We start from the raw sequence: 11,914 nt of genomic DNA on the forward strand, positions 1-11,914 counted from the left end.
CGAACCGTCGCCGCGCTGCGCCGCGCGAGCGCCCCCGCGCGGCGCGAGGAGTTGCGCGCCCTGCTCGCGCGGATCGAGGTGCCGGTGCGGATCGTCACCGGTTCCGCCGATCCGCTGACGAAAGCGACCGCACGCGACTCGATCTCGATACCGGACACGGGCCACTACCCGCAGTTGACCCATCCGGCGCGGCTCGCGGCCGAGATCACCCGAGTCCGCGCCGTCGGGGCGCTGAACTGATCAGGGCCCGCGCCGAAGGTCGTCTGCGCTCCCGAGGGCCGGACTGCAACGGCGGCGCCGACGCGATGGCATGCCCGAGGTCGCCTGCGTTACCGGGGCCGACAGTTCCGCCGTGCGAGCGGTCCCGCACAGCGGCGGGCCCCCACACCATTCGGTGCGGGGGCCCGCTCGGTCACGCCTCGGGTCGGCGTGGAACCCGGCCGATCTCCTCGACCATCACGTTGGTCAGCGGCCGCCGAAGGAACCCGTCCACAGGGTGTCGACAAGGCCGTGCAGTGCGGCGCCGAGCGTGTCGAAAAGACCGTTCAGAGCAGCGCTGCCGGTGTCGATGATAACGGGGATCATGGAAATACCTCTTCCTCGAAACATTATCCAGTCGAACTGGTCGCGGGCAATTTCGCGGCGGGAGCGGCGGCGGCGCGCACACCACGGAAGACGCTGATCGTGATCGGATCGATCCTGGCCGGGGCGGCGATCGCCTTGCCCGTGCTGGGCGCCTCGCCGCCGCAGGCCGTCGCCCTGATGATCGTGTGGTGACTGGCTTACGGTGGCGTCTCGGTGAGCACGCAGAGCTGGGTCTTCGCCGCGTCGCCCCAGCACAGGGAAGGCGCGTCCGCTCTGTTCGCCGGAGTTTTCAATGGCGCCATCGCACTGGGGTCGCTGATCGGAGGCCTGGCCGCGGACGGGATCGGCCTCGCCGCCGCCCTGTGGCTGGGTGGCGCGCTGGCCGTCGTCGCCGTGCTCGTCGCTTCGTTCGGGACCCTCGCGCCTCGCCCGTGAGCGGCGGCGAAAAGCAGCTGCGACAACCCTTTTCGGCACCTACCATCACGTTCATGTCTTTGCGCGCGATTCCGGCTTCGATGGACCCGGCGGTGGTCGGGTCCATCGATCGCGAGCTGGACCGGGTCGAGCGGGAGCACCGGGTGTCGATCCGGTTGGCGATCGAGAGCGGCAGTCGCGCTTGGGGATTCCCGTCTCCGGATTCGGACTACGACTGCCGGTTCGTCTATGTCGCGGCGCTGGAGACCTACCTGTCCCCGTGGCGCACCCGCGACGTGGTGGAGACGCCGCTCACGGATTTGCTCGACGTGAACGGCTGGGATCTGGCCAAGGCGCTGCGGCTGCTGGTGCAGGGCAACGCGGTGCTCATCGAGTGGCTGATGTCGCCGATCGTCTATCGCGGCGACGCGGATTTCCGCCGCCGACTGCGCGCGGTGGCCGACGAGGTCGCCGACCGAGACAAGGTCGCGCGGCACTATCTGCACCTGGGCGCCAAGCAGTGGGCGCTGTTCGAGCGCACCGGATCGCTGAAGAAGGTGTTCTACGCGCTGCGGCCGGCGATGGCGCTGCGGTGGCTGCGCGAGCATCCCGCGGCGGCGGTGGCGCCGATGCATCTGCCGACATTGTTGCGGCAGTGCGAGCTGCCTGCCGAGCTGACGGCGGCGGTGTCCGAGCTGACCGACCTGAAGTCGCGGACCAGGGAGATGGGCAGCGGGTCGGTGCCCGCGCCGATCACCGGATTCATCGCCGCCGAATTCTCCTGCGCCGCCGAAGTGTTCCGCAGGTCCGAGGGCCGCGACCGCACGCGGGCCCGCGCCATCACCGCGGAGTTCTTCCGCTCCGAGGCGCTGGCGGGCTGAGCGGAAGAGGTCTACGAGGCGGCTTTCCGCTCATCGGCTCCGCTCGACTCGGCGACCGCGTCGGCGTATGCCTGGGCGAGTCGTTGCGTCGCGGTCGGACGATCGGGGTCCGGGCGCGGGATGCCGAGGTGGCTCTCTCGTAGCTCGTCCATGAAGTCCGCCCACAGCCGCGGACCGCCCGCCTCGAGCAGTTCGGCCCGCACCCGAAGAGTCCGCGTGGTCGGGCGGTGCTGCAACCCCCACGCGCCGAGCTGCGCCATGATCGGCACCAATTGGATGGCCGGTTCGGTGAGCCGGTACTCGGCTTTCTGACCGGGCCGGGTGTCCGCGCGACTGAGCAGGCCCGCCGCCACCAGGCGCTTGAGCCGATCGGACAGGATGTTGGAGGCGATGCCCTCCTCCGATCCGGCAAGCAGCTCGCGGAAGTGCCGCCGGTCGCCGAACATCACGTCGCGCAGCACGAGCAGCGTCCACCGATCGCCGATCACCTCGATCGTCGCGTTGATCGGGCACCCCGAACGTCCGTCCTCGCGCACCCGGCGCTCCTCTCGGTTCGACAACTACTGCTTGCAATATACAACCGGTAAGCCGTACGCTGCACCCAACCAGTTGCGAATTGCAATCACTTAGTGGAATGAGCGAACCGATGCCCAAGCTGCGCGTACACAACCTCGCGATCTCACTGGACGGCTACGTCGCCGGGCCGAACCAGGGGCCGGACCACCCCCTGGGCGAAGGTGGCATGCGACTGCACGAGTGGGTCTTCGCGACGCCCTACTTCACCCCGGAGGCGACCGACGAACCGGGCGTCGACGACGACTTCCTGGCCGCGGGCGATCGCGGCATCGGCGCGACCATCATGGGCCGCAATATGTTCGGCCCGATCCGCGGCGAATGGCCGGACCACGAATGGAAGGGCTGGTGGGGTGACAATCCGCCGTACCACCACGATGTCTTCGTGCTGACACACCACCCGCGCCCGTCGTTCCCGATGGACGGCGGCACGACGTTCCACTTCGTGGACGACACGCCCGAAGCCGTGCTGGGCCGGGCGTTCGAAGCGGCGAACGGCCAGGATGTGCGCCTGGGCGGCGGCGCTGCCACGGTACGCGAGTACCTGCGCGCGGGCCTGGTCGACGAGCTGCACCTGGCCGTCGTTCCGATCCTGCTCGGGTCGGGCGAGCGCCTCTACGACGGGCTCGCCGCGCTGCCGGGCTACGAAGTCGCGACGGTAGCGCACTCCCCCGCCGTCACCCATGTCACCTTCACCCGCTCCGCAGCGTGAAAACGTCCTGAACAGGGGAAAGGCCCCGCACCCATCCCGGTGCGGGGCCTTTCGAAGCTAAAGTCGCGATCAGAGAACGCGGACGTCCTGGGCCTGCGGACCCTTCTGTCCCTGGCCGATCTCGAACTCCACGCGCTGCCCCTCATCGAGGGACCGGAAACCCGAGCCGCTCACAGCCGAGTAATGCACGAAGACGTCGGGCCCCCCGCCGTCCTGTGCGATGAAGCCGAAGCCCTTCTCGCTGTTGAACCACTTCACAATGCCTTGAGCCATTTCATACTTTCTGTAGACGAGCCAGGAGGTGTTATGAGATGCCCTGGCCTCGTAGATCAACGATGCCATGATCCGATGAATTCCTCACGTTCCGCACCACCAACTGTGAGCTAACGCTCACGACGACGCTCGGCTCCGTCGTGCGCGACGCTCGCTCAGGGGGCTGGGTCTGTCACCTCCCACGGTCGGTCGGGTCCCGGTCCGTGCGATTTCGCCGGGCCCATCAGGCGGATACCCGCACTTTGCCTCGAATAACGTCCGCCGACGCCCCCAGTCGAGCGCACCCGACCCGGAGGCGCAACCGCGCCCGGCATCATGGGACTCCTTCTTCGACGCGGCTCGGCACCGATGCACATTCGCTACCAGTTGTGTTGTGCCCCAACTGATTTCAGTGTAACCGCTCGCGGACTACCACAAGTCAGCCTAAGTCCGGGGGGCACTGGGCGCACCGTTCTTTAAGTTCTGTTCACGGCCGGAGGTAGCGCACCTGGCGCGGTTTCGTCTCCTCGTATGCGGCGCGGCCGGGCAAATGTTCCGGCACTCCGACCTCCCACCAGGCGCCCGCGTCGGTCCACGCCGACGGCTGCGTCCGCACGACGAGCACCGCCGGACGCCGCTCGGTTCTCGCCGCCGCCCGCGCCCGCGGGTAGGCGGCACGGAATTCGCTCAAGCAGGAGGCAGTGAAAACCGAACATCCCAGCGCGGCGGCGTGGGCGGCGAAATCGACGCGGGGCGGATCTTCGCGCGTGGTGTGGCAATCGGCGTAGAAATTGTTGAACGGCTCGCCGCCTTGCCCCTCTTGCAGCCGCGCGATCACGGCGTACCCGTCGTTGTCGCAGACCACGGCGACGAACGGATGCCCGGCGAACGCCGCGGAGAACAACTCCGAGTTCAGCATCAGATACGAGCCGTCGCCGAGCAGGGTCGTCACCACGCCTTCGTCCCGTGCCATGGCCGCGCCCCACGCGCCCGCGAGCTCGTAGCCCATGCAGGAGAAGCCGTACTCCACGTCCATGGTCGGTGCGCCGCCGGTCGCCCGCCAGCCGCCGACGAGTTCACCGGGCAAGCCGCCGGAGGCCGTCATCACGTAATCGCTCGGCTCGCTCAGGTCGTTCACGGCGCCCACCACCTGGGCATAGCTCGGCGCGCCGGGGGTCGGTACGCGCAATTCGTCGATGCGCGCGTCCCAAGAGCCGCGCAGTTCCGCGGCTCGCCCGGTCCAGTCGGGGTCGGCCCGCCACTGCCCCACCTGCCCGGCCAGCTCGCGCACGGTCGCCTCGGCGTCGCCGACCACCGCGCGGGCACCGTGCTTGACCGCGTCGAAGCGTGCCACGTTGACCGTGACCAGGCGAACCTCCGGCGCGAAGACCGTCCAGGACGCGGTGGTGAAGTCCTGTAGCCGGGTCCCGACCGCGAGAATCAGGTCGGCTTCGGCGGCCATCGCGTTCGCCGACGCCGAGCCGGTGATGCCGAGCGGTCCCGCGAACAGCGGATGCTCGTGCGGCACGAGGGTGCGGCCCGCAGTTGTCTCCACGACCGGAAGGCCGTGACGCTCGGCGAATTCGAGCACGGTGGGGCCCGCGCCCGAATAACGGACGCCGCCACCGAGCACCAGCAGCGGACGACGGGCCGCGCGCAGTGCGGCCACGGCATCGGCGAGCGCTCGCCGATCGGGGCGCGGCCGCGTGAGACGGTGCACCACCGGCTCGAAGAGCGCGTCGGGGAAGTCGTAGCTCTCGGCCTGGACGTCCTGCGGGAGCGCGAGGACGACCGGACCGGCATCGGCCGGATCGGTGAGCACGCCGACCGCCTGCGGCAGGGTCGAGATCAGCTGCTCCGGGCGGGTGATGCGGTCGAAGTACCTGCTCACCGGCCGGAACGCGTCGTTCACCGTGACGGTCGGGTCGCCGAAGTGCTCGACCTGCTGCAAGACCGGATCCGGCGCGCGCCCGGTGAAGGTGTCGCCGGGCAGCAGCAGCAACGGCAGCCGATTCGCGTGCGCGACGCCCGCCGCCGTCATCATGTTGAGCGCGCCGGGACCGATCGACGAGGTCACGACGCCCACCTGACGCCGGTGGGCGGCCTTCGCGTAGCCGACGGCCGCGAGCGCCATCCCCTCTTCGGTGTGCCCGCGCCAGACCGGGAGTTCGGCGCGCCGCTCGTGCAGCGCGGTGCCGAGGCCGAGCACGTTGCCGTGGCCGAAGATCGCGAACGCGGCGGGAAACAGCGGCGCCTCGCGGCCGTCGAGCGTCTCGGAGCGCTGGGCGATCAGCCAGGTCACCAGCGCCTGCGCCGTGGTCAGTCGCATCCCGTCCGTCCTTCGTGTGAGGTGACCGGGCAGCGCGGATCGAGGGGCTCGGCGTCCCAGCGCGCCCGCACCCAGCTGTGGGCGGGGTCGTCGCAGAACGCCATCGATCGCTCCGGCGCGGGACCGGCCAATACGTTGAGGTAGTACATGGGGTACCCGGGCGCCGCGATGCACGGCCCGTGATAGCCGCGCGGGATCAGGAAGACGTCACCGTCACCGACCGCCACGTTCTCGTCCACCGTGCCGTCGGCCGTGTAGGTGCGGTGCAGGCCGAATCCCTCGCGCGATGGCGTGACGCCGTCCCGTCCGGCGATGCGGAAGTAGTAGATCTCCTCGTTGACGACTTCGCAGGCACCGGCCTCGTCGTGCTTGTGCGGCGGGTAGGACGACCAGTTGCCGTCCGGGGTGATCAGTTCGCAGGCATTGAGCTTGTCCGCGTGCTCCCACACGCCGGGTATCCCGAAGTTGGTGACCTGGCGCGTCGCGCGTCCAGCCCCGCGGACTTCGACCGGCACCTGCTCGGCGGGGCCGTATCGCGGCTCCAGCCGTTTCGTGCAACGGGCCATCGGAAGCGCCACCTCCAGGTCGACACCCTCGGCCGCCAGCCGCACCTCGGCGTCTCGCGGGACGTAGGCGAAATCCGTGACCCGGGTGAAGACCGAATCCCGCCCGGCCAGCCTGAAGATCGCGCCGTCCACGCGCACCGTGCACGCTCCGGCCAAAGGCAGGACGAACGCCTCCGACTCACCCGTTCGAATGATCCGCGATTCGCCCGCGCCGATGCGCAGCACCCTTAGGCCCGCGTAGGTCCATCCGGCGTCCTCGGGAGTCAGCAGGATCGGGTCACCGTCATGGCGCAATGTTCCTTCGGGACGATGCAGGGTCATCACACCTCCTCGATACAGATTTCCGGATACCTTCGATCCGATCGCTCCGTCGGCGGACAATTCGACCGCTGTGCGCGCGGAAGGCGACCACCAGAGCGGCAGCGGCGTTGCCGAGGTGGCAGGGGACCCGTATCGCGAACGGCGGCGGACACGGTGTGTCCGGCTTCGTCGACAAGCGAGCGCCACTTGTCGCTCGCGGCGATGCCGGCGCCCAGACGTACCCGACGGGGTTGCCGCGCTTCATCGGGTTTCCTTCAACAGGCGGGCGGCGCTCTCGACCGCCCGGGCGACATCGCCGTCCGGCGGATACAGCAGGGTGCGACCGACGACGAGACCGCGAACCACGTCGTGGCCGAGCGCCCCGCCCCACAGCGCGCGATCCACCGCCGAGTCGCCGGACGGCGCACCGCCCAGCACGAGAACCGGCAGCGTGGTGGCATCCAGCACTGAGATGTCTTGTGGGGCAGGGATCTTCAGCCAGGTATAGGCCGAGGTGACGCCGAGCCCCGAGGCCACCGTGATCGCCCGCGACAGCGAGACCGCGTCCTTGCTCATCACCAGCGCACCGGATTCGTCCCGGTGGTACGGCAACGGCTCGACCATCGCCATGAGCCGGTGCGCCGCCAGTTCCGAGACCGCTCGCGCGCAGGCTTGCAGGGTCGGGACGGTGCCCGCGTCGGAATCGACCAGGCGCAGCAGCATCTTGCCGCCGTCGAGCCGGAACCGCGCCAGAGAGTCCGCGTCGTATCCGGTGAAGCGGTCATCGATCTCCCACTCCGCGCCCGCCAGCCCGCCCCGGTTCATCGACCCGATCACGACCTTGTCGTCCAGCGCGTCCAGCAGCAGCAATTCCTCTACCACGTCCGGCGAGCCGAGCACACCGTCGACGTCCGGGTCGGCCAGCGCGATCAGCAGCCGTTCCAGCAACGCGCGCCGATCCGCCATGGCCGTGCGGTCCGCACCGACACCGAGCGCACCACGAGCGGGGTGATCCGCGGCGACCAGGAACAAGGTCTGCTTGCCCGCCAACAGGTCGGCGCGGCGCACCCGTTTCGCGTAGGCCCGCTCGACCGCGGCGGAGTCCGTCGCCCGTACGTGCAGCAGCTCGCGCCAGCGTTCGTCGGTCAGATGCACGCAGGCACCTCCGTTCCACGCTCATGGCTCGGCCGCACAACGGTTCTTCCCCTCCGTACCGGGTCCAGCGCAGCGACTCCCCCAGACCGCACCCGGTGCGGCAGCACCACGACTCCTTCGGCCCGCGCCCGGTTCGTCTGAACCACGGCTCCTCTCCGCCCAGCTGCGCCACGACAGTTCATCGAGTTCCGCCCCGACTCGACCACACGGCAACTCCTCCGGTTCCGCGCCGACCCAGCTGAATGGCGCCTCCTCCAGCGCCGCGCCGGCTCTGCGACATCGCAGCTCCTCGACTTCTGCGCCGATTGAGCCGCACGGCACTTCCTCGAGGCCCGCGCCGATTCAGCCGCACAGCAGTTCCTCGATCTCAGCGCGTGTCGGCATCGCGTCGGCGCAGGCGAGACGCGAAGCCACCAGCGCGCCCGCCGCGTTGGCGAAGGTGGCGACGCGGCGGGGGTCCCAGTCCGAGAGCAGGCCGTGGATCAGCGCGCCGCCGAAACCGTCACCCGCGCCCAGCCCGCACACCACTTCTACGCGGCACGGAGGTACCGTCCAGCGCTCCTCGGCGGTCGCCACCAAAACGCCGTCAGCGCCCTGTTTGATCACCGCCAGGCGCACCCCGCGGGCCAGCAGGCGATCGGCCGCCGCGTCCGGATCGGCGCTGCCCACCGCCACCTCGACCTCGGTACGGTTGCCGACCACCACGTTCACGTGGTCGACCATCCAGCCGATCTCGGCCCGCGCGGTATCCATGTCGGCCCAGAACATCGGCCGATAATCCAGATCGAGCACCGTGTGCCCACGTCGTGCGCGGCGCAGCAGAATCTCCCGCTGGGTACAGCGGCCGGGTTCCGCGCTCACTCCGGTGCCCGTGACCCACAGCAGCGGCACGGCATCCACGACCTCCCAGGGCACTTCGTCCGGAGTGATGGTGAGATCCGGCGCGATCGGCGCCCGGTAGAACAACAGCGGCGGATCCGACGGCGGCGTCAGCTCGCAGAAGACGACGGGCGTCTGGAGATCCGGCGCGGTCGTCACGTAACGGGGTGAGACGTCGAAGTCCTCCAGCGCCGTGCGCACGAAGTCGCCGAAGCCGTCGGGGCCCACCTTGGTCAGCACCGCCGTGCGCCGGCCGAGCCGTGCGGCGGCCACGGCGACATTGGTGGCGGTGCCGCCCAGGAACTTGGCGAAACTGCGTACCTGCGCCAGGGCGACGCCGCTCTGTTCGGGATACAGGTCCACCCCGACGCGACCGATCGTCAACGCCTCCAGCTCGCCTGCCCGCGTGTTCACGGCGTCACCACACGCCGCAATTCGTGCTGCAACGCCTCCAGTTCCGCCCCGCCTGCCATCTGGCGGGTCAATTCCGGCAGGTCGATCTCCGATTTCTCGTACGCGCCGAGCATCGCGCCCCGCTTCAGCAGCAGGAATCGATCGCCCACCGGATAGGCGTGGTGGGGATTGTGCGTGATGAGCACGACGCCGAGCCCGCGTTCACGCGCCTGCACGACGTACTTCAGCACCACCCCGGCCTGTTTGACGCCCAACGCCGCGGTCGGCTCGTCGAGGATCAGCACTTTCGCGCCGTAGTGCACGGCCCGCGCGATAGCGACGCACTGCCGCTGGCCGCCCGACAGCGTGCCGACCGGCTGTTCCATATCCCGGATCTCGATACCCATGTCGGCCAACGCCGTCCGCGCGATCTCACAGCCTTTCCTACGGTCCAGCAGCCGGAAGGGACCGTATCCGAAGGTGGGTTCGGACCCGAGCACGAAGTTGCGCCACACGCTCATCAGCCCAACCACCGCGAGATCCTGGTAGACCGTGGCGATGCCGCGATCCAGCGCCGCCCGCGGCGAGGCGAACCGGACCGCTTCGCCTTCCACCCGCAGTTCGCCTCGGTCGTGCTGGTGCACCCCGGCCAGGATCTTGATCAGCGTCGATTTGCCCGCGCCGTTGTCGCCGAGCACGCAGGTCACCTCGCCCGCGTTCACCACCGTGGACACCTCGCGCAGGGCGACGACACCGCCGTAGCTCTTGCCGAGGTCGACGGCCTCGATGAGGGAAGTCATCGGCGCACCCTTTCGGCTCGCTTCTGGAATCTGTTGTTGACCAGCACCGCCGCCAGCAGCAGCACACCGAGGAACAGCATGAACCAGTCGCTGTCCCAGCGCGCGAACACGATGCCCTGGCGCGCCATGCCGAAGATCAGCGCACCGATGGCGGCGCCGACCGCCGAGCCGAAGCCGCCGGTGAGCAGGCACCCGCCGACCACGGCGGCGATGATGTAGTGCAATTCGAGCCCGACGCCCTGGTTGGCCTGCACACTCGCGAACCGCAGGATATTGCAGGAGCCCACCACCCAGCCCGCGAACGCGGTGCCCATGAACAGCAGGATCTTGGTGCGGTCCGCCGGCACGCCGACCGCGCGAGCGCTCGGCAACGCACCGCCAACGGCGAAGATCCAGTTGCCGAACCTGGTTCGGACCAGGATGAGCGCGGCGATCGCGGTCAGCGCGATCCACCAGAGCACCGAAGCCTGGATGCGCGCTTCGCCGATGTCCAGGGTCGAGGCGAACACCCAACCCGCCGATTGGTAGCCGTCCGCGCTACGCACGCCCGACACCTGCACCGTGCCGGTCACCAGCCGGGTCACACCGAGGTTCAGACCTTGGAGGGCGAGGAAGGTACCCAGCGTGACGATGAAGCTGGGCAGACCGGTGCGCATCACCACCCAGCCGTTGAACGCGCCGACGGCCAGCGCGAACACCAGCGAAGCGAGCAGTGCGAACCAGACGTTCCATCCGGCGTGCACGGCGAGCAACGCGGTGACCAACGCGGTGGACGCGGTCATCACGCCTGCCGACAGGTCGAACTCGCCGCCGACCATCAGCAGCGCCACGGCCACCGCCATGATGCCCAGCGTGGACGCGTCGTCCAGCCAGGTCGCGACACCGAGCGAGCTCAGGAACCGATCGGTGGCCAGCGAGAAGAACACGAACACCAGCAACGCGCCGAGCGCCGCGCCGATCTCGGGGCGCACGGCCAGACGCTGGAGTGGCGAAAGTCCCGCCGGACGGTCCTGCGTCGTCTCGGATGGCTTCGTGGTAACTGTCATTTCATCCGCTCCCGACCTCAGCGCGTGCCCTGCGCGACGAGCGCGGCGACGGCTTCCACGTTGTTCTTGTCGACGAAATCGGGTCCGGTCTGCACGGGCGTCCCGCCTCCGACGGTGTTCAGGTTCGTCCGGTACAGCCGCAGCAGCACGACCGGCAGATAGCCCTGCTCGTACTGCTGCTGATCCACCGCGAACAACAGCCTTCCCGCCCGGATCGCCTCCACCACATCGGCATTGAGATCGAAGGTCGCGACGGCGGCGGGTGACCCGGCCTCCCGGACCGCGTCCACGGCTCGCGCGGCGACCTGGGAGTTCAACGTCAGGACCGCGTCGATGGATCGGTCGGCCTCCAGCGCGCCCTTGATCCTCGACTGCGCATCGGTGGGGTTGTTGATGTCCACCTGGAGCGTGGTCGAGGTGCCGAATGCCTTCGTCGCGCCCGCGCACCGCTCGTTCGCGCCGATATTGCCCGCCTCGTGGATGACGCACAGCATCTTCGTGCGCCGGGCCTCGGCGAGCCGTTTGCCCGCGGCCTGCCCGGCCAGCGACTCGCTTTGCCCCACGTGGACGAACGCGCCGAACTTCGCGCTGTCGGACTCGCCCGAATTGATCGTCACCACCGGAATTCCCGCGGAGACGGCCTTTTCCACGGACGGCCGGAGCGCTTCGGGATTGGCCATGGAGACGACGAGGCCGTCGACGCCTTGGGCCACCGCGTTGTCGATCAATTTCGCCTGCTGGCCGGGATCGCCGGAGGCGTTGTACTCCACCCGGATACCGAGATCCTTGCCCGCGGCCTCCGCGCCGTTCTTGACGACGTTCCAGAACGCGTCGCCGGGGCTGCCATGGGTCACCACCGCTACCGATTTCACCGTCCCCGCGGCGACCGGTGTCCGCGAAGGGGCCGGCGCGTCGGCGCCGGGGCCGCTGCACGCGGCCAGGACAGCGGCCGTGGCGATCCACGGCAGCAGACGGCTCGAACGCCGGCTGCTCGCGGTCACGCCACGCTGTGGTCTCCAAGACATCGTC

Annotated in this window: 13 protein-coding genes; 4 read left to right on the forward strand and 9 right to left on the reverse strand. The window is 69.3% G+C overall.

The features are described from left to right. The 3 genes from NA8_RS34275 to NA8_RS01335 all read left to right on the forward strand — a co-directional run. On the forward strand, positions 1-240 hold a 240-nt coding region (locus NA8_RS34275), incomplete at its 5' end, for an alpha/beta fold hydrolase (RefSeq protein ID WP_369690239.1). A 558-nt stretch (positions 241-798) separates the two neighbouring features. Further along, positions 799-1,020, forward strand: coding sequence for a hypothetical protein (locus tag NA8_RS01330; protein ID WP_063048515.1), 222 nt, complete (start codon positions 799-801; stop codon positions 1,018-1,020). 53 nt (positions 1,021-1,073) lie between these two features. Next, complete coding sequence (locus tag NA8_RS01335; protein WP_063048728.1) at positions 1,074-1,880, forward strand: nucleotidyltransferase domain-containing protein; 807 nt, start codon at positions 1,074-1,076, stop codon at positions 1,878-1,880. Between the two features lie 11 nt (positions 1,881-1,891). Here NA8_RS01335 and NA8_RS01340 read toward each other — a convergent pair whose 3' ends face one another. Beyond that, the gene (locus tag NA8_RS01340; protein WP_063048516.1) at positions 1,892-2,416 is read right to left on the reverse strand and encodes a winged helix-turn-helix transcriptional regulator; all 525 of its coding nucleotides are present in this window, start codon (positions 2,414-2,416) and stop codon (positions 1,892-1,894) included. Positions 2,417-2,514: 98 nt separating this feature from the next. Here NA8_RS01340 and NA8_RS01345 point away from each other — a divergent pair, with 98 nt between their 5' ends. Further along, the gene (locus tag NA8_RS01345) at positions 2,515-3,165 is read left to right on the forward strand and encodes a dihydrofolate reductase family protein (RefSeq protein WP_245663625.1); all 651 of its coding nucleotides are present in this window, start codon (positions 2,515-2,517) and stop codon (positions 3,163-3,165) included. Positions 3,166-3,234: 69 nt separating this feature from the next. Here NA8_RS01345 and NA8_RS01350 read toward each other — a convergent pair whose 3' ends face one another. The 8 genes from NA8_RS01350 to NA8_RS01385 form a co-directional block, all read right to left on the reverse strand. Continuing rightward, complete coding sequence (locus NA8_RS01350) at positions 3,235-3,438, reverse strand: cold-shock protein (RefSeq protein ID WP_014987157.1); 204 nt, start codon at positions 3,436-3,438, stop codon at positions 3,235-3,237. Between the two features lie 466 nt (positions 3,439-3,904). Further along, positions 3,905-5,746: a 3D-(3,5/4)-trihydroxycyclohexane-1,2-dione acylhydrolase (decyclizing) gene (iolD, locus tag NA8_RS01355; protein ID WP_063048517.1), complete on the reverse strand. Its 1,842-nt coding sequence runs from the start codon at positions 5,744-5,746 to the stop codon at positions 3,905-3,907. Further along, entirely contained in the window at positions 5,737-6,633 is an 897-nt protein-coding gene (iolB, locus tag NA8_RS01360) for a 5-deoxy-glucuronate isomerase (protein WP_063048518.1), read from the reverse strand. Before iolB ends, iolD begins: the two co-directional genes overlap by 10 nt. A gap of 240 nt (positions 6,634-6,873) precedes the next feature. Next, complete coding sequence (locus NA8_RS01365) at positions 6,874-7,767, reverse strand: Cgl0159 family (beta/alpha)8-fold protein (protein WP_063048519.1); 894 nt, start codon at positions 7,765-7,767, stop codon at positions 6,874-6,876. Between the two features lie 342 nt (positions 7,768-8,109). After that, on the reverse strand, positions 8,110-9,060 hold the full coding sequence (gene iolC / locus NA8_RS01370; RefSeq protein ID WP_218019377.1) for a 5-dehydro-2-deoxygluconokinase: 951 nt from the start codon (positions 9,058-9,060) through the stop codon (positions 8,110-8,112). Next, positions 9,057-9,839, reverse strand: coding sequence for an ATP-binding cassette domain-containing protein (locus tag NA8_RS01375; RefSeq protein WP_063048520.1), 783 nt, complete (start codon positions 9,837-9,839; stop codon positions 9,057-9,059). Before NA8_RS01375 ends, iolC begins: the two co-directional genes overlap by 4 nt. After that, positions 9,836-10,885 carry an ABC transporter permease gene (locus tag NA8_RS01380; protein ID WP_063048521.1) on the reverse strand — a complete coding sequence of 350 codons (1,050 nt, stop codon included), beginning with the start codon at positions 10,883-10,885 and terminating at the stop codon, positions 9,836-9,838. The genes NA8_RS01375 and NA8_RS01380 overlap by 4 nt, the downstream gene beginning before the upstream one ends. Before the next feature lie 17 nt (positions 10,886-10,902). Beyond that, the gene (locus NA8_RS01385; protein ID WP_245663626.1) at positions 10,903-11,886 is read right to left on the reverse strand and encodes a sugar ABC transporter substrate-binding protein; all 984 of its coding nucleotides are present in this window, start codon (positions 11,884-11,886) and stop codon (positions 10,903-10,905) included. Positions 11,887-11,914 lie beyond the last annotated feature (28 nt).

Origin of the sequence: Nocardia arthritidis NBRC 100137, assembly GCF_001612765.1 — a bacterium.
In the GTDB taxonomy this organism is placed as follows: Bacteria; Actinomycetota; Actinomycetes; order Mycobacteriales; family Mycobacteriaceae; genus Nocardia; species Nocardia arthritidis.

What these genes read in the sequence shown, in the direction of transcription:
- NA8_RS01375 (WP_063048520.1), bottom strand. Translation starts at nt 9,839, where the DNA reads ATGACTTCCCTCATCGAGGCCGTCGACCTCGGCAAGAGCTACGGCGGT.
- iolB (WP_063048518.1), bottom strand. Translation starts at nt 6,633, where the DNA reads ATGACCCTGCATCGTCCCGAAGGAACATTGCGCCATGACGGTGACCCG.
- NA8_RS01380 (WP_063048521.1), bottom strand. Translation starts at nt 10,885, where the DNA reads ATGACAGTTACCACGAAGCCATCCGAGACGACGCAGGACCGTCCGGCG.
- iolD (WP_063048517.1), bottom strand. Translation starts at nt 5,746, where the DNA reads ATGCGACTGACCACGGCGCAGGCGCTGGTGACCTGGCTGATCGCCCAG.
- NA8_RS01350 (WP_014987157.1), bottom strand. Translation starts at nt 3,438, where the DNA reads ATGGCTCAAGGCATTGTGAAGTGGTTCAACAGCGAGAAGGGCTTCGGC.
- NA8_RS01335 (WP_063048728.1), top strand. Translation starts at nt 1,074, where the DNA reads ATGTCTTTGCGCGCGATTCCGGCTTCGATGGACCCGGCGGTGGTCGGG.
- NA8_RS01345 (WP_245663625.1), top strand. Translation starts at nt 2,515, where the DNA reads ATGAGCGAACCGATGCCCAAGCTGCGCGTACACAACCTCGCGATCTCA.